Source organism: Martelella sp. K41-7 (assembly GCF_055808365.1).
Map to the genome: position 1 here is coordinate 2,838,092 of NZ_CM147867.1, position 22,193 is coordinate 2,860,284.

21 protein-coding genes and 2 pseudogenes are annotated in these 22,193 nt (G+C 59.8%); 10 read left to right on the top strand and 13 right to left on the bottom strand.

Annotated features, from left to right (window positions below):
- Positions 1 to 63 precede the first annotated feature (63 nt).
- The 3 genes from AC0L7L_RS13510 (at position 64) to AC0L7L_RS13520 (ending at position 3,051) form a co-directional block, all read left to right on the top strand.
- A complete protein-coding gene (locus AC0L7L_RS13510) occupies positions 64 to 873 on the top strand; it encodes an aspartate dehydrogenase domain-containing protein (protein WP_473509528.1) in 810 nt (269 codons plus the stop codon).
- 8 nt (positions 874 to 881) lie between these two features.
- A complete protein-coding gene (locus AC0L7L_RS13515) occupies positions 882 to 2,207 on the top strand; it encodes a M20 family metallopeptidase (RefSeq protein WP_473509530.1) in 1,326 nt (441 codons plus the stop codon).
- Between the two features lie 295 nt (positions 2,208 to 2,502).
- Entirely contained in the window at positions 2,503 to 3,051 is a 549-nt protein-coding gene (locus tag AC0L7L_RS13520; RefSeq protein ID WP_473509532.1) for a GntR family transcriptional regulator, read from the top strand.
- A gap of 60 nt (positions 3,052 to 3,111) precedes the next feature.
- Here AC0L7L_RS13520 and AC0L7L_RS13525 read toward each other — a convergent pair whose 3' ends face one another.
- The 8 genes and pseudogenes from AC0L7L_RS13525 to AC0L7L_RS13560 all read right to left on the bottom strand — a co-directional run bounded on the left by AC0L7L_RS13525 (position 3,112) and on the right by AC0L7L_RS13560 (position 11,450).
- Positions 3,112 to 3,963 (bottom strand): fumarylacetoacetate hydrolase family protein, encoded by an 852-nt coding sequence (locus tag AC0L7L_RS13525; protein ID WP_473509534.1) that lies wholly within the window; start codon positions 3,961 to 3,963, stop codon positions 3,112 to 3,114.
- Between the two features lie 15 nt (positions 3,964 to 3,978).
- On the bottom strand, positions 3,979 to 5,265 hold the full coding sequence (locus tag AC0L7L_RS13530; protein ID WP_473509536.1) for an L-fuconate dehydratase: 1,287 nt from the start codon (positions 5,263 to 5,265) through the stop codon (positions 3,979 to 3,981).
- Between the two features lie 35 nt (positions 5,266 to 5,300).
- Positions 5,301 to 6,032, bottom strand: coding sequence for an SDR family oxidoreductase (locus AC0L7L_RS13535; protein WP_473509538.1), 732 nt, complete (start codon positions 6,030 to 6,032; stop codon positions 5,301 to 5,303).
- Positions 6,033 to 6,049: 17 nt separating this feature from the next.
- Complete coding sequence (locus AC0L7L_RS13540; protein ID WP_473509540.1) at positions 6,050 to 7,156, bottom strand: mandelate racemase/muconate lactonizing enzyme family protein; 1,107 nt, start codon at positions 7,154 to 7,156, stop codon at positions 6,050 to 6,052.
- Between the two features lie 2 nt (positions 7,157 to 7,158).
- Positions 7,159 to 8,250 (bottom strand): ABC transporter ATP-binding protein, encoded by a 1,092-nt coding sequence (locus AC0L7L_RS13545; RefSeq protein WP_272212514.1) that lies wholly within the window; start codon positions 8,248 to 8,250, stop codon positions 7,159 to 7,161.
- A gap of 4 nt (positions 8,251 to 8,254) precedes the next feature.
- A complete protein-coding gene (locus tag AC0L7L_RS13550; RefSeq protein ID WP_473509542.1) occupies positions 8,255 to 9,121 on the bottom strand; it encodes a carbohydrate ABC transporter permease in 867 nt (288 codons plus the stop codon).
- A pseudogene (locus tag AC0L7L_RS13555) lies at positions 9,118 to 10,021 on the bottom strand (carbohydrate ABC transporter permease). Before AC0L7L_RS13555 ends, AC0L7L_RS13550 begins: the two are co-directional and overlap by 4 nt.
- A gap of 106 nt (positions 10,022 to 10,127) precedes the next feature.
- Positions 10,128 to 11,450, bottom strand: a complete 1,323-nt coding sequence (locus tag AC0L7L_RS13560) for an ABC transporter substrate-binding protein (RefSeq protein WP_473509544.1) — start codon at positions 11,448 to 11,450, stop codon at positions 10,128 to 10,130.
- A gap of 188 nt (positions 11,451 to 11,638) precedes the next feature.
- On the opposite strand from AC0L7L_RS13560, the gene AC0L7L_RS13565 reads away from it, so the two are divergent.
- The 7 genes and pseudogenes from AC0L7L_RS13565 (at position 11,639) to AC0L7L_RS13595 (ending at position 17,721) form a co-directional block, all read left to right on the top strand.
- Positions 11,639 to 12,394 (top strand): IclR family transcriptional regulator, encoded by a 756-nt coding sequence (locus AC0L7L_RS13565; protein WP_272212521.1) that lies wholly within the window; start codon positions 11,639 to 11,641, stop codon positions 12,392 to 12,394.
- 80 nt (positions 12,395 to 12,474) lie between these two features.
- On the top strand, positions 12,475 to 13,299 hold the full coding sequence (locus AC0L7L_RS13570; protein ID WP_473509546.1) for an amidohydrolase family protein: 825 nt from the start codon (positions 12,475 to 12,477) through the stop codon (positions 13,297 to 13,299).
- A gap of 57 nt (positions 13,300 to 13,356) precedes the next feature.
- Positions 13,357 to 13,686 (top strand): L-rhamnose mutarotase, encoded by a 330-nt coding sequence (locus tag AC0L7L_RS13575; RefSeq protein WP_473509548.1) that lies wholly within the window; start codon positions 13,357 to 13,359, stop codon positions 13,684 to 13,686.
- Positions 13,687 to 13,924: 238 nt separating this feature from the next.
- Positions 13,925 to 14,988 (top strand): annotated as a pseudogene (locus tag AC0L7L_RS13580) (Gfo/Idh/MocA family protein).
- A complete protein-coding gene (locus AC0L7L_RS13585; RefSeq protein WP_272212528.1) occupies positions 14,985 to 16,148 on the top strand; it encodes a CaiB/BaiF CoA transferase family protein in 1,164 nt (387 codons plus the stop codon). The pseudogene AC0L7L_RS13580 and the gene AC0L7L_RS13585 overlap by 4 nt, the downstream one beginning before the upstream one ends.
- Before the next feature lie 17 nt (positions 16,149 to 16,165).
- Positions 16,166 to 17,275 carry an extracellular solute-binding protein gene (locus tag AC0L7L_RS13590; RefSeq protein ID WP_473513932.1) on the top strand — a complete coding sequence of 370 codons (1,110 nt, stop codon included), beginning with the start codon at positions 16,166 to 16,168 and terminating at the stop codon, positions 17,273 to 17,275.
- Positions 17,275 to 17,721 carry a MaoC family dehydratase gene (locus AC0L7L_RS13595; protein ID WP_272212530.1) on the top strand — a complete coding sequence of 149 codons (447 nt, stop codon included), beginning with the start codon at positions 17,275 to 17,277 and terminating at the stop codon, positions 17,719 to 17,721. Before AC0L7L_RS13590 ends, AC0L7L_RS13595 begins: the two co-directional genes overlap by 1 nt.
- Before the next feature lie 23 nt (positions 17,722 to 17,744).
- Here AC0L7L_RS13595 and AC0L7L_RS13600 read toward each other — a convergent pair whose 3' ends face one another.
- Genes AC0L7L_RS13600 through AC0L7L_RS13620 form a run of 5 tightly spaced genes read right to left on the bottom strand, consistent with a single transcriptional unit; the run spans position 17,745 to position 22,155 of the window.
- The gene (locus AC0L7L_RS13600) at positions 17,745 to 18,629 is read right to left on the bottom strand and encodes a MurR/RpiR family transcriptional regulator (RefSeq protein WP_473509551.1); all 885 of its coding nucleotides are present in this window, start codon (positions 18,627 to 18,629) and stop codon (positions 17,745 to 17,747) included.
- Positions 18,630 to 18,649: 20 nt separating this feature from the next.
- Positions 18,650 to 19,705, bottom strand: coding sequence for an ABC transporter ATP-binding protein (locus tag AC0L7L_RS13605; RefSeq protein WP_272212532.1), 1,056 nt, complete (start codon positions 19,703 to 19,705; stop codon positions 18,650 to 18,652).
- Positions 19,702 to 20,457 (bottom strand): glycerophosphodiester phosphodiesterase family protein, encoded by a 756-nt coding sequence (locus AC0L7L_RS13610; RefSeq protein WP_272212533.1) that lies wholly within the window; start codon positions 20,455 to 20,457, stop codon positions 19,702 to 19,704. Before AC0L7L_RS13610 ends, AC0L7L_RS13605 begins: the two co-directional genes overlap by 4 nt.
- A 29-nt stretch (positions 20,458 to 20,486) precedes the next feature.
- Positions 20,487 to 21,296 carry a carbohydrate ABC transporter permease gene (locus tag AC0L7L_RS13615; protein ID WP_272212534.1) on the bottom strand — a complete coding sequence of 270 codons (810 nt, stop codon included), beginning with the start codon at positions 21,294 to 21,296 and terminating at the stop codon, positions 20,487 to 20,489.
- A complete protein-coding gene (locus AC0L7L_RS13620) occupies positions 21,286 to 22,155 on the bottom strand; it encodes a carbohydrate ABC transporter permease (RefSeq protein ID WP_473509554.1) in 870 nt (289 codons plus the stop codon). Before AC0L7L_RS13620 ends, AC0L7L_RS13615 begins: the two co-directional genes overlap by 11 nt.
- Positions 22,156 to 22,193: the final 38 nt, after the last annotated feature.

The window sequence follows — 22,193 nt, forward strand, 5'->3', positions numbered from 1 at the left end:
TTATTGCCAGACCGGGTTCCTCTGAAGACGATCGCCGGTCAGAAAATCCCGAAAGACTGCTTGATGCTCGCTGAACCCGCCAAAAGACGAGAAATTTGTGTCATCCTGGGCTATGGCCGCATCGGCCGCCGCGTCGCCCATGGGCTTTGCACAGACAATAGCGGACCCTTGCTTGCGGGCGTGGTGGCGCGTGACCCGGCAGCGGCCGCAGCCGATCTCGGCAATCCGGACATCCGCATATTTGCAACGCTGGAAGAAGCGCTCGAGATCAAGCCCGACCTCGTGGTCGAATGCGCCTCCCCTGCGACACTGGCCGCATCGGGCGCACAAATCCTCGCCGCAGGCGTCGATCTGGTCGCCGTTTCGCTCACGGCCTTTGTCGATCCGGAGATGGAAATGCACCTGCGCCAGGCGGCCATGGCCGGACCGGGACAAATATCCATCCCCTCGGGCGCCGCAGCCGCGCTGCCGCTCATCCGCGTTGCCCGAAAGGCTGGCCTTTCGCGGGTCCATTTCCGCCAGACCTACCGGCCCTCACACTGGGCTAGGATTGCCGGGCTTGATGACGAAAGCCGTTTCATGGGGCCTTTCTTTGAAGGACCGGTACGCGCTGCGGCGTCGCGCTTTCCATTCAACCTGAATGCCGCTGTGGGGGTCGCACTTGCAGGCGCCGGTCTTGACAACACGTCCATCGCGCTGGTCGGCGATCCGGAAATCGGCAACATGCGCTACGAGCTGGAGATCGACAGTCTCGGTGCGCCGATCCGGCTTGCAATCGGGCCGTATTGCGACCGCCCGCCGGAAGGTCCAGACCATACGGCCTATTCAATCCTTTCCATGCTTTCCGCCCGCTCGGAAGCCATCACATTCTAGGAGCCGTCATGAACGCGCCGATTTCAGAAGGCCTGGTTTCAGGCATCAAGCAGGCCGTTGCGGAGGGGAAAGACGAAGTCCTTTCTCTTCTGGGCGCGCTGATCGCCGACCAGAAAACCGGAGGTGGACAGGTGCAGTCTCTCCTCGCCCGTCATTTTACCGACAAGGGCTGTGCGGTCGAGACCATCACCTACCGTCCTGCCGACGTCAAACTGGTCAATGAATTCGCCAACGCCTCAGTCCTGCCCGACACCGAAGAAACGGCAGTGGTCGCCCGGCTCGGTAGCGATGCACCGAGCAATCGTATTCTGATCTTTGCCCATCCCGATGCCGAAAACGTCCGCGCGACGGGCGATTGGGCACACGACCCGTTTGACCTCCGGATCGATAACGGACACATGGTCGGTTGGGGCATTGCCGATGACCTTGCAGGCGTTGCTGCCATGGCAGCTCTGCCGGCCATCCTTGCGGCGACAGGCGCTACAGACAATACCGAGGTGATCTTCGCTTCGGCGCCGAGCAAGGCACTTGCCCGCGGAACGGCGGCACTTCTGTGCCATCATGGCGTTGACGCCGACGTGGCGGTCTATCTGCACCCGGCAGAATCCGGCGCAGGGCTCGGAGAAATCAAAGGGCTTTCGTCAGGTCACGTCGAATTCTCGGTCACTGTCAAAGGCCGCCAGCCACCAACCACCGAACCGCTGCAGACGGCGCTGGCCCATCGCGGCGTCGATCCGCTGGACAAGGCCTCGCACCTTATCGCCGCCTTGCGCAGGATGGATCTTGAGCGGGCTGACCGCATCCGTCATCCGGTTCTGGAAAAGGCCGCGCAACGGTCCACCAATCTGATGATCTCGCATATTGAAGCGGGAAAGCCGAACGCGCTGGCCCGCTTCCCACAAAGCTGCACCTTCTCCGCCGCCCTCGCCTTTCCCCCGGGTGAAAGCCTTCGTTCGGTCTGCACCGAAATCGAAACCACACTAAAGGCGGCGACAAAGCATGATGAATGGCTCAGCGCTCATCCCCCCGAACTGACATTCCTGACGGGTGTTTCGCCGAGCGAAGTGGATCGCAACGCCCCGCTGTTCAGCACGCTTTCCGATTGTGTGGAGGCTGTGAGCGGCAAAAAGCCGGAACTCAATGCGCTCCACACCGGCAGCGATATCCGCAATCCTTTCGTCCAGAAAAACATCCCCGCCGTCGGCTTCGGCGCGCTGTGCGGCGACCTGACACAAAACGGCTTCAATGATGAATGGGTCGATCTCGATGAGTTCCTCGACAGCATCGCGGCGACCGCGCTCTTCGTCGCGACGTGGGAGAGTGACAACGCGTAACTTTGCTGACACCCGCCCCCGGGAAAGGGGCTTCCGGAACTTTGTGGGAGGCTGTCGGGCATGCTAGATTTTAAGTCGGGAACGCCCGAACAAACGATTCGAATGCGGCGCTTTGGCGCATGCCCTCTTTCGGGGATGAGGCGATGGATATGAGCGCAATACCGGACAATGATGGCATGACGACGGGCAGTGGAGACGCCCCCTGCTTTCCCCCAGGGCGACCAAAAACCGGGCGACGCTCGCCTATGAAGAAATTGCGCGTCTGATCGAGCAGAAGAAGCTTTCAAGCGGCGAAGTGCTGGTCGAACAGAACCTCGCGGCCTATCTCGGTATTTCCCGAACGCCGGTGCGCCAGGCATTGCAGCGACTGGAAATCGAAGGTCAGCTGGTCAAGCCCAACAACAGCTCGTTCGTAGTGCGCAAGGTCGAACTCAAAGAGTATCTTCAAAGTCTCAAGGCCCGCGAAATTGTGGAATCCGAGGCAACGGCAATGTGTGCCGGCCATGTCGCCGAAGCGCGGCTGGCAACGGCCAAGGCGATGACGGCAGCGCTGAAACACGAGCAGGCCTATAACCCCGAGCAGCATTGGACCGCTGACAAGGTGGTCCATGATCTGGTGACGGACTTCTGCGGAAATCAGGTGGTTGCCGGCATCGTCCGCTCGCTCAGGGTCACGACCAAGCTATTTGAAGTCGACCGGCTGGCCGAACGGCTGGAGCCGGATATCCGCCAGCACGAAGAGATCCTTGAAAGGATCGAGCAGGGCGACAGGGACGGCGCCAAGGTTGCGATGGCGACCCATCTGCGTTCGCTCGTCAGCTTCGCCGTCGACCGGATCGCCTGACACCGAAGCGCTTTAACAGGAAAGACAGCGCGGCACCTCGCCACGCCGCCCTTAAAAACCTCAGGCGTTCCAGGCGATCGTCTTCTGGGACTGCTCGCCAAGGCCCTCGATGGATAGCCGCATGGTCTGGCCCTCCTTCAGATAAACCGGTTCCGGCTTCTGCCCCATGCCGACGCCGGGGGGCGTGCCGGTGGTGATGATGTCGCCGGGCTGCAAGCTCATGAACTGCGACAGGTAGCTGACGAGATGCTGTACGCCGAAGATCATCGTTTTGGTTGAGCCGTCCTGATAGCGGTGGCCGTCAACCTCGAGCCACATGGCCAGCTTCTGCGGGTCTTCAACCTCGTCGCGCGTCACCAGATAAGGACCGATCGGGCCGAAAGTGTCGGCGCTCTTGCCCTTGACCCACTGGCCGGAACGCTCGATCTGGAACTCACGCTCGGACAGGTCGTTGACCACGCAATAGCCAGCGACATGGTCCATGGCATCGGCTTCATCCACATAGGAGGCTTCCTTGCCGATGATAATGCCCAGTTCGACTTCCCAGTCGGTCTTCTTGGAATTCCGCGGAATGCGAACATCGTCATTCGGGCCGATGATGGCGCTTGTGGCCTTCATGAACACGATCGGCTCTTCGGGGATATCGGCGCCGGTTTCAGCCGCATGGTCGGCATAGTTCAACCCGATGCAGATAAATTTTCCGACATTGCCGACGCAAGGGCCGATGCGGCTCGACTGCGGCAATTCGGGCAGGCTGCCGATATCGGAAGCGGCTATACGCGCCAGCCCGGCAGCCGTCAGCGTATCACCGGCAATATCCACGACGACAGAGGAAATATCGCGATAGGTGCCATCGGAATGCAGAATGGCGGGCCGTTCGGCGCCCTTGGCGCCAAGACGAAGCAGTTTCATTTGAATTCTCCCGTTCTACGACGCCCGGGGCGTCGGATGCGCGTAGTTATGAAGCGTTTCCGGCTTCATCTCAATGGAAAAACCAGGCATTTCCGGCGGCATATAGGCCGCTCCTTCGATCCGGCAGGGATCGACGAAATGCTCGTGCAGATGGTCGACATATTCGATGACGCGGCCATCCTTGCTGCCAGAAACCACCAGATAATCGATCATCGAGAGGTGCTGGACATATTCGCAAAGGCCGACCCCGCCGGCATGCGGCCAGACCGGCAGGCCGAATTTCGCCGCCATCACCAGAACCGAAAGCACTTCGTTCAGCCCGCCAATACGGCAGGCATCGATCTGGACGATATCGATGGCACCACCGGCGATGAACTGCTTGAACAGGATACGGTTCTGGCACATCTCGCCGGTCGCGACCTTCACCGGGGCCACGCCCTCACGGATTTTTTTGTGGCCGGCAACGTCATCGGGGCTTGTCGGCTCCTCGATGAAATACGGCCGGAACGGCGTAAGCGCCTTGACCCAGTCGATCGCCTGATCGACCTCCCAGACCTGGTTGGCATCGATCATCAGCGTACGATCCTCACCGATCACCTCGCGCACGATTTTCAGCCGGGCGATGTCCTCGTCACGGTCCTGCCCGACCTTCATCTTGATGAAGGTGAAACCCGCATCGACCGCTTCTTGAGCCAGACGGCGCAGCTTGTCGTGGCTGTAGCCGAGCCAGCCGGCCGAGGTGGTGTAGCAGGGATAGCCGTTTGTCTTCAGCTCTTCGATGCGTTCCGCCTTTCCGGCTTCGGCCTTGCGAAAGATCTGAAGCGCCTCATCCGGCGTGATCGCGTCTGTCAGGTAACGGAAATCGATGATCGAAACGAGCTGTTCCGGTGTCATCTCGCCAACAAGCTGCCAGACCGGCTTGCCCGCCGCCTTGGCGATCAGATCCCAGACGGCGTTGACCACGGCACCGGTTGCCAGATGCATTGCGCCCTTGTCCGGCCCGATCCAGCGCAGCTGGCTGTCGCCGGTGATGTGCCGCCAGAAACGGCCGGGATCCTCGGTAATCCAGTCGAGCTTCAGCCCCTTCACACGGGGCTGAAGGGCGGCAATGGCGGCGCAGACAACCTCGTTGCCCCGGCCGATGGTAAACGTCAGGCCGTGGCCTTCATGCGCGCCATCGGTTTTTAAAACGACATAGGCGGCAGAATAGTCCGGGTCAGGGTTCATGGCATCTGACCCGTCGAGCTTCGCCGAGGTCGGAAAACGCAGGTCGTGGACGAAAAGTCCGGTGATTTCGGTCATGGTCTGAACCTTGATCAATGGAGGTCGGAACGGGCTCAGCAGGTCCAGCCGCCGTCAATGGCGTAGGCCTGGCCAGTGGTATAGGTCGCGCCGGCGAGATAGACGGCAAGACCGGCGATCTCTTCCGGCGTGCCGATGCGACCGATGGGCTGGCGGGCGATAAAGTCAGCGCGGGCCTTGTCGTAGTCACCGGTGTCCTGCAGTCGCTGCTGCAGCGAGGGACTGTCGACCGTGCCCGGGCAGATGGCGTTGCAGCGAATGCCTTTAGAGACAAAGTCGGCAGCCACCGATTTGGTCAGGCCGAGAACAGCGGCCTTGGTGGTGGTGTATGCAAAGCGGTTCGGAACGCCCTTCATGCTGGACGCCACCGAGGACATATTGATGATGGCACCGTCACCGCGCTCCAGCATGCCCGGCAGGAAGGCACGAATGGTGCGCACCATGGCCTTGACGTTGAGATCGTAGGCAAGGTCGAGATCACCCTCGGCGCCGTCGAGAATGGAACCGCTGTGCACAATGCCGGCACAATTGAACAGAATATCGACATGGCCGACGTCCAGCGCGGCGGCGGAGACAGCCTCTTCCGACAGCACGTTCAGGGGCCGCGTCGAAATATTGTCGATACCCTCAAGCTCGGCAAGCTTGTCGGCATTGATATCCGTTGCAATCACCTTGGCGCCGGCCTTGGCGAAAGCCTTGGCCGATGCCGCGCCGATTCCCTGGGCGGCGGCGGTGATAAAGCAGGTTTTTCCGGAAAGGTCGGTCATGATCGCTCCCTTGAATGTCAGTTGATTGTCTTGTGTGAGCCTTCGACGGCCATTTTGCCGATGGCTTCGAAATCCCAGACGATGCCGAGGCCCGGGGCCGATGACGGAATGGCGCAGCCATCACGAATAGTCATGCCTTCGAGTGTAACCGTATCAAGCTGTGGGATATATTCCACCCAGCGCGCATTGGGCACGGCAGCACACAGCGAGACATGCAACTCCATCAGGAAATGCGGCGCCACCGCGATATTGAAGCATTCGGCCATATGCGCGACCTTGAGCCAAGGCGTTATACCGCCGATGCGCCCGGCATCGACCTGAACGACGGAACAGGCCCGACGCTCCAGATATTCCCGGAAATGCAGAACCGAATAAAGGCTTTCGCCAACAGCCACCGGTACACTTGTGTGGCGGGAAAGAACAGCATGACCTTCGATATCGTCAGCAGGCAGCGGCTCTTCCAGCCAGCCGATATCGAGCCGCTGATAGGCCGCCGCCCGGCGCACGGCCTCGTCAACGGTAAATGCCTGATTGGCGTCGGTAAAGATTTCAAACGCAGGGCCAACGGCCTCGCGCACGGCCGATATCCGCGCGACATCCTCGGCAAGCGGCCGGCCGACCTTGAGTTTGCAACCGGAAAACCCCTCTGCCTTGGCCTTGACCGCGTCTGCGACCAGGGCTTCCGTCTCCAGATGCAGCCAGCCGCCCTCGGTGGTATAGAGCGGCACCTCGTCCTGTGCACCACCAGCAAGCGTGTGCAGAGGAAGGCCGAGCTTCAACGCCTTCATATCCCAGAGTGCTGTATCGATCGCGGCAAGCGCAATCGAGGTAATCGCACCGACGGTGGTCGCATGGGTCAGAAAGGTCAGATCGCGCCAGATCCGCTCGATGTCAAACGCCTCGCGGCCGATAATTGCCGGCAGCAGCGTTTTTTCCAGCAGCGCCATGACCGACGGGCCGCCGGTTCCTATGGTATAGGAATAGCCCGTGCCCGTGACCCCGTCGGCATCGGTGATGCGGACGATCGGGGTTTCCTGACTGACGAAGGACTGGATCGCATCAACCCGCGTCACTTTCGGTTTCAAGTCCACCATCACCAGTTCGGCACGGACAATCTTCGCCATTGTCAGGCCCTCATACTCTTGCCGGTCTCGCCGTCGAACACGTGAAGGCGTTCGAGGTCGAGGGTGAAGGTCAGGCTCTCGCCATCTTGCAGCGGATGGGGATCAAGCATCTTGGCCTGCACTTCCTTGCCGCCAAGCTGGGTGTAGATAATGGTCTCGGTACCAAGCGGCTCGGAGATGATCACGGGAAGCGCGATTTCCAGTGACCGGTCTTCAGGGTGCAGCGAATGCCCCTTGGGCGCAAACGCATCCGGGCGGAAGCCGATCACCACCTTGGCACCATCGGAAAGCTTTGACGCAATATCCTCGGGCATCTGCACCAGTGTGCCATCGGTAAGCCGTGCCCCGCCATTTTCCACCACACCCTCAAGCTGGTTCATCGGCGGCGAACCGATAAAACCGGCAACAAAGGTATTGGCCGGGTTTTCAAACACATCCGTCGGCGTGCCAACCTGCTCGACATAGCCGTCGCGCATGATCACAATCCGGTCGGCAAGCGTCATCGCCTCCACCTGATCGTGGGTCACGTAGATGACGGTGGTCTTCACCCGCTGATGCAGCTTCTTGATCTCGACGCGCATCTGACCGCGCAGCTTGGCATCAAGGTTCGAGAGCGGTTCGTCGAACAGGAACACATCCGGGTGGCGCACGATGGCACGGCCCATGGCGACACGCTGCCGCTGGCCGCCGGAAAGATTGGCGGGAAGCCGGTCCATGAACTTTTCCAGCCCCAGAATGGCTGAGGCTTCATCCACACGCGGGATGATATCCTCAGGCTTCATGCCGGCAATCTTCAGCCCGAAGCCAAGATTTTCACGCACGGTCATATGCGGATAGAGCGCATAGGACTGGAACACCATGGAGATATTGCGCGAACGCGGCGGCAGGGAATTGACGACACGGTCGCCGATCTTGAGCTCCCCGTCGGAAATTTCTTCCAACCCCGCAATCATGCGCAGCGTTGTCGATTTGCCGCAGCCAGACGGGCCGACCAGGACGACGAACTCGTTGTGGGCAACCTCAAGATCGATGCCGTGAACGACTTCCAGCGATCCATAACGTTTGACGACTTTGGAAAGGTGCACTTCGGCCACGGGATTATCCTTTCACACCACCGAACGTCAGTCCGGCAATCAGATGCTTTTGTACGATGAAGGTGAGAATGAGTGCGGGAATGATGATCAGCACCGCCATGGCGCTCATCCCGGTCCAGTCCACGGTGAACTGGGCGGTAAAATCCATCAGCCCGACAGGCATGGTTTTCGATGCAGTGGTGCGAGTCAGCTGGCTTGCGAGCGCGAACTCGTTCCACGCTGTCAAAAATGCGAAGATACCGGCAGAGGCAAGCCCCGAACGGGCAAGCGGAAACTCGACCTTCCAGAACGCCTGCCAGCGGGTGCAGCCATCAATCTGGGCAGCCTCGGAAAGGTCCGCCGGGATCTGCCGGAAAAACCCGTCGGTCAGCCAGATTGTGAAGGGGATGTTGATCGCCATATAGACCAGGATCAGCCCGAACTTTGTATCGATCAGCCCGATCTTGCTCCATAGAATGAACAGCGGCAGCGACAGCGCCACTCCCGGAACCGTGCGCGACAGCATGAAGGACAGGAACAGCGCGCCTTTGCCCTTGAAGCGATAGCGGGCAAACGCATAACCGCCCATCATGCCCACCAGAATTGCAACAAAGGTGGAGGTCAGCGAGATCACCATCGAGTTGATGAAATAGCTTGGGACTGGCAGGCCCTGCTGACGATCGGGCAAGAACCCGAAAATCCCGAGAAAGTTATTGAGCGTCCATTGCTGCGGGATCCAGACCGGCGGGCGCGCCATCACCTCGACATTGGGCCGAAACGCGGTCAGCACGACCCAGGCGCCGGGCACGACGAGGATCATCATCGCGACAAACAGCGTCAGTCGGAGCAACCAGCGCTGCCAGCTTTTTTCCATGGTCATTGACTGGCTCATTGTGCGCCTCCCATGAAAACGCGGGCCTTGGAAAGGTTGCGGTAAAACATGATCGTAAAGGCGATGGAAAGCAGAATGGAAACGTAGCCCATGGCGTTTGCCATACCCATCTGCGAGTTCTGGTAGCCGGTGCGGGTCATCAGCGTCCAGATCAGTTCGGTGCGGCCGGCCGGCCCGCCATTGGTCATGATTTTCACCATGTCATAGGCGCGGGCGACATCAAGCGAACGGATGGTCATCGCAATCCAGATGAATGGCATCAGGAACGGCAGTGTGATGTGGCGAAAAACCTGAAGCGCGTTGCATCCGTCGACCTTTGCCGCCTCGATCGGATCCTTCGGCATGGCCAGAAGACCGGCCATCAGCAGGATCGCGAAGATCGATGTCGACATCCACATTTCCGCAACGATGATGGAGAAATTGGCGAGAAATCCGTCGACCAGCCACGGGATCGGCTTGGTGATCAGACCAAGCGAAAACAGTGCATTGTTCACCAGACCAACGGAATCATTGAACAGGTATTTGAACTGGAAACCGACGAGGATCGGCGAGAACATCATCGGAAACATCATGATGGTTCTGAGCGTGCGTTGGCCCCAGGTGATGCGGTTCACCAGAAGTGCCAGCCCCAGCCCCATGAGCATTTCCAGATTGAGCGCGATCGTTATGAACACCACGGTGCGTCCAAACGCCCACCAGAAGTCCTCATTGCCCCAAAGGCGCTTGTAGTTTCTGAGACCTACAAAATTGTAAAGCGAGATCCGGCCGCACCAGATTGTAGCTGGTGAAGCTGGTCCAGAACGACACCAGCAATGGCACCAAGACCACCGCCAGAATGACGATAATAGCCGGCATCAACAGCAGATAGGGCGTCGCCTGCGGAGACCTGAAAAACTTCATGTCACGCCTTCGAGATTTTTGAAAAGGGGAGAGATATCCGGTCGCAGATCGGCCGGGTCACACCGCCGGCCCTGAGGCCGACGGCTGATTTTCGAGACCGACGAGATCAATAATAGCCCGCGTCCTGCATGATGTAACCCGCCTCTTCGGCGGCATCGTCGAGCGCTTCCTGCGGTGTTTTCTCACCGACAATCGCGGCCTGCAGTTCGGGCCACAACACATTCGAGACCTGGATCCATTCCGCAACCAGGGGCGGCGTACGGGCATCGTCAAGCGAGCCTTTCCAGACCGTGAACATCTCGGCGAGGTTTTCCTTGCCATTGGCATTGAACCACGCGACGACCTCGTCATAGGTCGCGGTACGGGTCGGCAGATTGCCGGCCTTGGCTTCCAGCAGCTCGCTTTCGTCATTGGTCATGAACACAGAAAACGAGACGGCAGCGTCCTTGTTGTCGCAATCATTGGTGACCGAGAAGGAATGCGAACCGGACCAGCCGCCGCGCTTGCCGGACGTGCCGACGGGCGAAACTGCATAGCCGAGATCATCGGCAATCTTCGACGCTTCCGGGTCGGCGAAAAAGGCAGCCCAACCGGGCCAGTCCAGATCAACAGCAAGCTGGCCGGCAGCCATGGCCTGACCAATATCGTCCCAGGTATAGTTGACCGTGCCGGCCGGTACCGCCCCTGCCTCATAAATGTCGACGAACCACTGAAGCGCCGCGACACCGGCTTCGGAATTGAACACCGGCTTCATGTCTTTGTCGAAAATATCGCCGCCATTGGCGCGCAGGATTTCCATGAAGCGGCCCGTCATCCCCTCGTCCTTGCCGGCAAAGGCTGTGCCGTAGAGGTTCGGCGGGTCGGCAAAAAAGATCACCTGATCACGGAACTCGTCAAAGGTTTTCGGCGGTGCAAGCTCGCTGCCATACTGGTCTTTCCAGGCCTTCTGGTTCGCCGGATCCGCATAAAGGCTCTTGCGATAGTAGAGGTTGGAAACATCGGTGACGCGCGGCAACTGCACAAGACGGCCATCGACGGTCGAGGCGTTCAGAGTGCCTTGGACATATTTGTCGAGTTCCGACTGCGGAATATGTTCGGAAAGGTCGATGTAGAGGCTGCCATATTGCGGCGCAAAGCTGGTGTGGTTAGAGCCGACACACCAGGACACGGGGCCCGCAGCGATATCCTGCTTGATCTCGCGATCAAGATCGAAGTGGTTCTTCGATGAGACGATCTTGACCTTGGCACCCGTCATTTTTTCCCATTCCGGGATACGGGTATAAAGCTTTTCGTACTGGGTTCCGCCGATCAGCTTCACTTCCAGCGTATAACCCGGAAAGCTGCCGTAGTCGAAATCCTCCGCCTGGGCCGAAGCGGCAAGGCCGCCCACAGCGCAGCAAGCGACAAGCGTCGCTTTCAGATACCTCATACGCATGTTTCTCCTCCTCTCGTACTCAAGTCCAGAAAAGACTTGATCCTCCATATTTGAAAAGTCTATTCGTATATAAGCATCATTTCAGCGAGGCCGTCAACGCTACTCTTGATATTGGGCGGGAAGACCGGCAACTTCGCTTGAATTTCAGGGTGAGAAGCTCACCCGCTGCACAAGGATCGACCATGGCAACAGATGATGCCGACCGCTACCGCGCCCCCGCTCTCGACAAGGGACTCGATATTTTCGAATTGCTCGCGGAAACAGACGGGGCCTTGAGCCAGGCCGAAATCGCCAAATCGCTAGGGCGCACACCAAACGAGATCTACCGCATGCTCGACCGGCTGGTGCGGCGCGAATATATCCGCCGCACGCCGGAGGACCGTTACGAGATCACGCTGAAGATGTTCGAGCTGGTGCATGCCCGTCCGCCGCTGAGGCGCCTCGTCAATCAGGCAATGCCCTTATTGCAGCAGATCGCGCAGGAGGCCGGTCAGTCATGTCATATGGTGGTGTTCGACCGCGCCGCCGCAGTCGTCGTCGCGCAGGTGGATGCGCCTAGCTACTGGACGCTCGCCGTTCGCGTCGGCACCCAGTTGAAGCTGACCACCACCGGTTCCGGCCTCGTCTTCCTTGCTTTTTCGTCTCCCGAAAACCGCGCCTTGATGCTGAAGGGCGCAGGCGAAACGATGACGCCCAACATCGAGGCCGAACTCGACGCCATCCGCAGGGACGGCTACACAATGATGCCATCGGAACAGATCGCCGGCGTCACCAACCTGTCAGCTCCGGTCATCGGGCCGCTCGGCACGGTGATGGCAGTCCTGACGTCACCCTATACAGAACGCCTTGATCGCGAGAGCGGCAAGGACCACGCACGCACGCTGGAACTGGTGCGCGCGGCAGCAGCCAGCCTTTCAAAAGGCCGAGCCGAAAATTAAGCCAGACCTCCGTCCGCCCGTTCGGGCGGAGGCAGCAATGAAAACCGGGCCCGGAGAGGACGGGCAAAAGGGAGGACCATATGCGCATCATCGATACCCATCTCCACCTCGTCTACAAGGACCGCTTCTCCTATCCCTGGCTGAAAGACGCCCCAATGCTGGATCATCAGCTGACGGCTGAGGACTATTTCGCCCGGGCCGAAAAGCTCGGCATCGAAAAGGCGCTGCATATGGAGGTCGATGTTGCAGACGCCGACATGGAGGCGGAGACTGCCTTTGTGGCAGGCGCCCACGAAAACATTGTCGGCGCAATTGCCGCCGGGCGGCCGGAAAGTCCGGATTTCCCGGTCTATCTTGAGCGTATTGCCGCAATCGGCGGGGTCAAGGGCCTGCGCCGGGTGCTGCACACCATGCCGGATGACCTCTCGCAGTCTCAGACATTTGTCGACAACATCCGCCGGCTGGCGGCTTACGATTTGACCTTCGACCTTTGCGTTCTGGCCCGCCAGATTCCGCTCGCCATCGAGCTCGCCCGCAAATGCCCGGAGGTGCAGTTCGTGCTCGACCATTGCGGCGTGCCGGATATCGAGAATGAAGGCTTGTCCCCCTGGCGCGAACAGATCAGCGAGATTGCCAGACAGGCCAATGTGACAGCCAAGATTTCCGGCGTGATCGCCTATGGCGGCGCGGGTTGGAGCGTTGACGGATTGCGCCCCTATGTCAGCCACGTCATAGACACCTTCACCTTTGATCGCGTGGTATGGGGCTCGGATTTTCCGGTCTGCACCCTTCATGCAAGCCTTGAGGACTGGGTTGCTGCGTCGATGGAACTCGTCGCGGATGCCAGTTCGGATGAGCAGAAAAAGCTGTTCAGCGTCAATGCAGAGAAGATCTACCGCCTCTAGAATGCCAGAAATCCGCGATCGCCAATTTCAAAAGCCCCGCTGACAAGGGAGGAACTCATGCAGCGCATCGGAATGGTCCTGACACTCAACGCCGACAAGGTTGCCGAATACAAGCGGCTTCACGCCGACGCCTGGCCAGAAATCCTGGATATGATAAAAAAGTGCAATATCCGGAATTATACGATCTTTCTCCGGGAGCCGGAAAACCTCCTGTTCTCCTATTACGAATATACCGGTGAGGACTACGAGGCGGACATGGCGAAAATGGCCGCCGACCCTAAAACACAGGAATGGTGGTCGGTCTGCATACCGTGCCAGAAACCGCTCGACACCGCAAAAGACGGCGAGTGGTGGATCGAAATGGAAGACGTCTTCCACCTCGATTGAGGCGCGCAGTTCACGTAAACTTCGAACCGTCAGTCGATCGTCAAGCGCGGACAGCTGAGTTACTCTGCTGTCCGGCATCAATCCAATCCGACTGAACCCTGTTGCCCCCAAATGCGCCACGCAAACGATCCGGACTTCAAATAATCCGGCGGCGGCCCATGATGAGCCCTTGAATTTCATCCAAATTTGAATAATCTCTTCACATAAGAATGACATTCTCGCCTGAAGGAGGAGCAGGTTGTCAAAAACATCTCGCAGTCCGGCACAGAGCTGGGCGGCGGCAGGTTCGCCGCGGCCCATCGTCGTCATCGGTGGCGGTTCGATCGTCAGCGATGCCCATCTGCCCGCATACCGCTTGGCTGGCCTGCCCGTGGCCGGCCTTTTCGATCTCGATGCCGAGCGCACCCGCAAGGTTGCCGCCGAGTGGGACATCACGCCGTTTGCAAACCTTGAAGAAGCTGTCGCCACCGAAAACGCGATCTTCGACCTGGCGCTGCCCCCTGCTGCCCACCGCAGCGTGATCGAGCAACTGCCGGAAGGCGCGGTGGCGCTTTTGCAAAAACCGATGGGACGCGACCTTGCCGAAGCGACTGCGATCCTTCTGGCGGCCCGCGAAAAGAAACTGACGGCCGCCGTCAATTTCCAGCTTCGCTTCTCGCCAATGATGCTGGCGATCCACGACCTCCATCAAAGCGGCGCACTTGGCGCGCTCGTCGATGTCGAGTTACACGCCAACATCATGACACCATGGCATCTCTGGCCGTTTCTCAAGGGCATGGATCGGGTCGAGATCCTCCTGCACTCGATCCATTATCTCGACCTGATGCGCCACTTCCTCGGTAACCCGGCCGGCATCCACGCCAAGACACTCGGCCACCCCGACACCACGGTCGCTCAGTCGCGCACGTCTGCAATCCTCGACTACCCCGATCCCGTGCGCGCGGTGATGTCGGTCAATCACAATCATGATTTCGGCCCGAAATTCCAGGACTGCTACTTCCGTTTCGAAGGCACCAAAGGCGTTGCCATGACCACGCTCGGCGTCAATCTCGACTATCCAAAGGGCGTACCGGACGAACTCTGGCTTTGTGAAAAAGGGGGGAATGGGAGCAGATCCCGCTTTCCGGCACCTGGTTCCCCCACGCATTTATCGGCGTGATGAACAATCTCCAGCGTTTCGTCGCCGGTGAAGACGAAACGCTCGTGACAAATATCGAAGACGCCTGGAATACCATGGCGCTGGTCGAGGCAGCCTATGACAGCAGCGCCCGGCCCGCGACCCCGATCAAGGAAAAACCATGAACGCAGAGCATTCCGACCTGCCGCTTTCAGGCGTGCTGGTGCTCGATATGTGCCAGTTTCTCTCCGGCCCCTACTGCTCACTGCGTCTGCAGGATCTCGGCGCGCGGGTTATCAAGATCGAACGGCCGGGGCTCGGTGATCTTTCCCGCAGGCTTTACCTGTCCGACACAGAGATCGGAGGCGATTCGACGATTTTCCACGCGATCAACCGCTCCAAGGAAAGTCTCGCCATAGACATGAAGGATCCGGACGACCTTGCCGCTCTGAAAACGCTGATCGGCAAGGCGAATGTGGTGTTGCAGAACTTTCGCCCCGGCGTGATCCAGCGGATCGGGCTCGATTACGACACGCTGAAGCAGGATCACCCCGGCCTCGTCTACGGTTCGATCACCGGCTATGGCGATGATGGCCCGTGGGTCAGCCGTCCGGGCCAGGACCTTCTGGCGCAGGCACGCTCCGGCGTGATGTGGCTGAACGGCGATGATGGCCAGGGGCCCGTGCCCTTTGGCCTTGCCATCGCCGATATGCTCGCAGGTGCAGCGTTGGCACAGGGCGTTCTTGCCGCTCTGGTCCGGCAAGGTCGCACCGGCAAGGGCGCGCATGTTGAAACAAGCCTGCTCGAAGCCATGATCGACTTCCAGTTCGAGGTTCTGACCACCCATCTGAACGATGGCGAACGGCCGCCAAAACGCTCAGCCTACCGCTCCGCCCACGCCTACCTTTCAGCGCCCTACGGCGTTTACCCGACGGCGGACGGCTATCTCGCACTTGCCATGATGCCGGTCGACCAGCTTGCCGATGTGCTGCAACTGGACGCGCTTGGCCCTTATCGCGGCAAGCCGGACCTCTGGTTCACAGGCCGCGACGACATCAAGCGCATCATCGCCCAGCACTTTGCGACCGGGACCACGGATCAATGGCTTGCTGTTCTGGAGCCCGCTGATATCTGGTGCAGCAAGGTTCTCGACTGGCCGGAGCTGATGAACCATGCCGGCTTCAAGGTGCTTGACATGCTGCAGACGGTGACCCGCGAAGACGGGGTTTCGATCCGCACAACGCGTTCGCCCTTGAGGGTCGACGGCAAGCGCATGCAAACCGACCGCGCCGCCCCGAAGATCGGTGAGCAGAGTGCGTCCTTGCGAGCGGAGTTCAAACTGTGACGATCAAACTGAAAGGCATGACCTGGAGCCATCCGAGGGGCTATGACCCGATGGTGGCAAGCGCTGCGAAATGGCAGGAAAAAACCGGCGTCTCGATCGAATGGGACAAGCGCAGCCTGCAGGATTTTGAAAGTTTTCCGGTCAAAGAGCTTGCCCGGCAATATGACCTGATCGTCATCGACCACCCGCATGTCGGCCAGATCACGGCGGAGAGTTGCCTGACGCCACTAGATGTCGCTGGTCGCGAGGACGAAGGTGCCGCGCTTGAAAAAGGCTCTGTCGGCGCTTCCTGTCCGAGTTATCATTATGAAGGCCGCCAATGGGCCTTTCCGCTGGATGCTGCTGCGCAGGTTATGGCCTATCGCGAAGACCTGGTTTCCGAGGTGCCCGAAGACTGGGAAAACCTGATGGAATTGGCCTCGGAAGGCCGGGTATTGCTGCCATTGCGCCCACCGCACAATCTGATGACCTTCTATACGCTGGCCGCCAATGCAGGAACGCCCTGCCGCAATGATGTCGCCGGCCCGTTGATTGCCATGGACGATGGCATTGCCATTTACGAGCGCCTTGCAGAGCTTGCCAGCATGGTGCCTGCCGAAAATTTCGCCATGGACCCGATCGCAGTGCTGGAGGCACTCGCCGCGCCACAGCCGACAGCCGTTCTGTCACCCTATATTTATGGCTACGTGAATTACGCAATCGACGGTTTTCGTCCGCATCGCCTGACCTTCGCCGATATCCCTGCGCTCGGGGGAAATGGCCCCTGCGGCTCGGCGCTTGGCGGCACCGGCATTGCAGTGTCTGCATTTTCCGCCCACCGTGACGCGGCCATCGACTATGCCTACTGGGTTGCAGGGGCCGTGGTTCAGGCCGGGCTCTACCCTGATGCCGGCGGCCAGCCGGGCCATGACGCCGGATGGACCGACGCGGCGGTCAACGCCAAGACCAACGATTTCTACCGCAATACGCGCCGGACGCTGGAGACATCGTTCCTGCGACCGCGCCACAACGGCTACATGCGCTTTCAGGCGGAGGCTTCGGAAGCGCTGAACGAGGCGCTCAGGGACGGGGCATCCGCCCACGCCGCGATTGCGCGGATCAACCGATTGTTCGAGGAGAGTTTCTGATGGAGCGGCCACGCCATTTCGAGGATATCACCGTTGGCGAGGAGCGCCGCACCTATGGCCGGACGATCACCGAGGCGGATTTCGTCGTCCATGCGGGCCACACGGGCGATTTCTTCCCGCATCATATGGACGCCGAGTTCATGAAGGACAGCCCCTTCGGCCAGCGGATCGCCCACGGTACCATGACCTTTGCCATAGGCATCGGCCTTTCAGCCTCGGAGATCAACCCGCTCTCCTTTACCTATGGCTATGAGCGCCTGCGCTTTCCCAAGCCCGTCTTCATCGGCGACACCATCCGTACGGTGCTCACAATCGCACGCTGCGAGGACGACCCGAAACGGCCGAACCATGGTCGTGTCATCGAGGAAGTGCGCGTCTGGAACCAGCGCGACGAGGTGGTCATGGCCTGTGACCATGTCTATCTGGTGGAGCGCCGGAGCAATTAAAGCCGCAATAGCGGCAGATCGCGTTATCCCCAGCTGAGCGGCGGCCCGTCTTCTCGAAACCTGTCGAACTGTTCGATAGCCTTCAGCGAACGGCCATTGTCGATGGCCGCAAGATCGAGAATGACAGTGTTGGCGACCGTCATCGGGATGACCAGCGATTGCGACTGGCCGAGAGAACCGCGCGAAATGGTAATGTGATGTTCGGGAGCCGGCGTGAACCGTCCGGCTGTTACATCAGTCACGGCAAGCGTCGTCGCGCCGCATCTGGCTGCCACCGCGCGGATATCCTGCACAAGCGGCGGCAGCTTGCGAAAGGCGAACAGCCAGAGCACATCGTCCGCCGTCATCGTCATCAGCTTTTCGCGCATCTGGTTCGGTGTGGCCGTCAGGTCGACGGCATCATAGCCGGAACGGTTCAGCCTCAGCCCGAGAAGCTGGGCCAGCGCGCCGGCATGGCCGGTGCCGATGATAAACACCTTGCGGCAATCCCTGACGGTCTCCGCGAACGTCCGGATCTGGCGGTCGTCGACGCTGTTGCGGGCCGCTTCAAGGGCTGCGATCTCGCTGTCGATGACAGAGGACACCAGCGCGCCTTCATCCGCGCGCAAAAGCCGGGCAGCGACACGGGCGGCGCCATTGTCAAAATCCTCCCCCTCTCCCGCCAGACTGTTTTGCAGAAAGGTCCGGAATTCCGGATAGCCCTCAAAGCCAAGACGACGCGCCAGCCTGACAGCCGAAGAGGGGTGCAGCCCGGCGCGGGTCGAAATCTCGGTACCGTTTTCCAGGGCCGCGCGCAGCGGGTTCTGCAACAAGACGTCGAGAAGTCGCGTATCGGCCTGGGTCAGGCGTTCGGAATTCAGCGCAACCAGATCGCTCAGATGCTGGGGAATGCCATTGGGTATGTTCATGTCGGCTCTGTCGTCTTTCCTCAGCCCTGCAATACGGCCCGTTGTTCAACCACGGTCTCGGCGCGCACGCCTGTCTCCGCGTCAAAGAAATGCGCCGCATCCATATCACAGGCGATCCAGCAATCGGACAGATCTGCTGGCAACGCGCTACGGTGACACGTCAGCGTAACCCGGCCGGCCGGCGTTTCGCAATGAAGCACGACGTCCGATCCCGTCATTTCGCTTAAGGTCACGGATGCGGGTAGCGCCACGCCGCCTGGATTGGTGGCGGTGATCGTCAGCGCATCGGATCTGAGCCCCATTGTCAGCCCGGCCGGAACCACGCCGCCGGGCAGTTTTCCGGCATCCAGAAAGTTCATCTCCGGTGCGCCGATGAAGGAGGCGACGAAGCGGTTGGCGGGCCGGTCATAGATGGCTTCGGGTGTGTCGAACTGCTGCAGATAGCCGTCCTTCATCACCGCGATCCGGTCGGCCAGCGACAGGGCCTCGGTCTGGTCGTGGGTCACATAAACGATGGTTGCTTTCAGTGCCCGGTGCAGTTCCTTGATCTCGCGGCGCATGACGACCCGCAGCGCATTATCAAGATTGGAAAGCGGCTCATCCATCAGAAAGGTCGAGGTATCGCGGGCAATCGCCCGGCCCATGGCCACGCGCTGGCGCTGTCCGCCGGAAAGGGCGCCGGGCTTGCGGTCAAGATAAGGAGCAAGCTGCAGCGTGGCGGCAACCTCTTCGGCGCGGCGGTTGCGCTCCTTTTTCGCCACACCGCGCAGTTCCAGCCCGAAGGCGATGTTTTCACGCACGCTCATATGTGGGTAGAGCGCGTAATTCTGGAAAATCATTGCGATGTCGCGGTCCTGCGGGGACACGTCATTGGCGCGCTTTCCGTCGATCTCGATATCGCCCTCCCGGCATTCCTCAAGGCCCGCGATCAGACGCAGAAGCGTGGATTTGCCGCAACCGGACGGTCCGACGATAACGACGAACTCACCGGGGCGGATATCCATCGATACGCCATGCAGAACCGTCGGCCCGTTGTCATAGGCCTTGCGGATATGTTTCAGCGAGATGCTGCTCATCGTGCCGTCTCCATTGCCAATGCATTGCGGATTTCGATGGCCAGACGCGGCCTGTCGGTGGTGAACACCTTCAGGTCAAGCGCGAAGGCTTTGGTGATTTGCACGGTCGTATGCGCCGCCCACGCACCGAAGGCGAGGCCCGCATCTGCAGCCATGTTTTTCAGCTTCGCGTCGGCCATATCGATATTGACCGCAATCTCGCCAATGCCGCGCAGGTGCGCGACTTCGACCACGCCGCGCGGCCCCAGCTGGATCAGCACCGGTGGGCTGACAAGCCAGAGTGCGGGACGGTCTGTTGCCTCTCTCAGCGCATCGAGACTGTCCAGCAGAAACGACGAAAACACCGTGGTTTCCAGCCGCCCGGCCTTTTCAAGCGCCTCGGTGACACGCGGGACAAAGCCGGCATAGGGCTTGCCGTCAAAGCCGGGCTTGATCTCACACCGAAAGCCGACCTTGCTCGACCGGAAGATATCGCAAAGCTCCTCGACGAACAGCGGATGACGAAAACCGTCACCTGCATGGTTGACGATTGCCGCGCGCACATCCTCGGCCTTCATCGCGGCGACCACGCCTGTGCTATCCGTGGTTCGGTCAAGCGTTGCGTCATGATTGACGATGATCCGGCCATCAGCCGTCGGGTGAAGGTCGAACTCCACCTCATCGACCTCCATCGCGGCTGTCGCGGCAAAGCCCGCAAAGGTGCTGTCGCCATATTCCAGGGTTCCGCCGCGATGAGAGGCAATGCGCGTCACAGTCTTTTCCTTTTTTACGTTATGTCGTGTCATTTGACGGCGCCCATGGTGATACCGCGCACCAGATGGCGCTCGACCAGCACGAAGCCGGCGATGACCGGCAGCATCGAGATGGCGGATGCCGCCATGACCAGCGGCCAGTTGATCAGTCCTTCGCCGGGATTGATGCGGTAGAGGCGGGCAAGACCGACCTGCAGCGTGTAGAGGTCCTCCCGGCTGGTGGCGACCAGCGGCCAGATATAGTTGTTCCACTCGGTGATGAAGATATAGAGCCCCATCGACAGGATCGCCGGTTTGGCGATCGGCACGATCACCCGCCACAGCACTTTCAGCGGCGTTGCGCCATCCATGTAAGCCGCCTCATCGAGCGCGCGGGGAATGCCACGAATATACTGGCGCAGAAAGAAGGCGGCGAAACCGTTGGAGATCGCCGGCAGGATCAACCCGGCATAGGTGTCGAGCAGGCCGACATTTGCCAGCGTCAGATAGTTCGGGATCAGACTGATATGGCTCGGGATCATCAGCGTTGCCACCGTTGCCGCAAACAACAGGTTGGAACCGAAGAAGGTGAAGCGGGCAAATGCATAGGCCGCCATGGTGGCAAAGCTAATGCCGATCAAGGTCACCGCGCCCGAGACAATCAGGCTGTTGATGAGGTAGCGGGCGAAATTATACTGGCCGACGGCGAGCTGATAATTGCCGATCGTGAAATCGACCGTGCCGGTATAATAGGCGGTCGAAGTCTGGAACGACATCCAGATCGAGTACAGCACAGGCGAGAGGAACAGCAGGCCCGCCAGCAGCGCAAGCCCCGCCAGAATTGGATTGTCAGGCTTCATAATGCACCTTCCGGCCGAGAACGCGCGACTTGATGACGGCAAGCGCGATGAGGAGAATGAACAGCAGCACGGCCAGCGCCGAACCCTGACCGATATCGAAGAAGGTGAAGCCGATGCGATAAAGCAGGTTGACCAGAAGATCGGTGGCACCGGCCGGCCCGCCCTCGGTCATCACCGAGACGAGGGTGAACACCTGAAATGCCTCGATCACCGAGATCACCAGTAGGAAATAGGTCGTCGGCATCACCAGCGGAAAGGTGACGCGGCGGAAGACGTGCCGGCGCTTGCCGCCATCGACTGCAGCGGCATCGTAGAGTTCCTGCGGAATAGCCTGTAGACCGGCGATATAGATGACGATGTCATAGCCGAGCTGTTTCCAGGTATTGATGAAAATAAGGACACCGAGCGCCAGATCCGGCCGTTGCATCCAGCGGATTTTCTCGACACCGAAAAACGACAGCAGACCGTTCGCCATGCCGTAATCGGTGGAAAAAACCCAGGAAAACACCACAGCAATCGAAACGGTTGAGGTGACCGAGGGCAGGAACAGCGCGCCGCGCAGGATACGCCGTGAAAAGGTTTCGCGCGTCAGCGCGCTTGCAATCAAAAGCGCCAGCGCCAGCCGCAGCGGCACCGAGACAACAGCAAAGATCGCCGTCACCCGGAGCGAATTCCAGAATTCGCGGGAATTGAACAGGACCCGATAGTTTTCAAACCCGACAAACGGCTTGTCGGGGGTCATGAAGTCCCACTGCCGGAAGCTCAGGTCGATACTGGTGACAATCGGGATATAGGTGAAGACCGCAATGAAACTTATCAGCGGCAGGACGAAGAGATAGGGCGTCAGCTTGCGCGGCATGGGGCGGACTTTCGCACAGGCGCATGCGCGTTAACGGC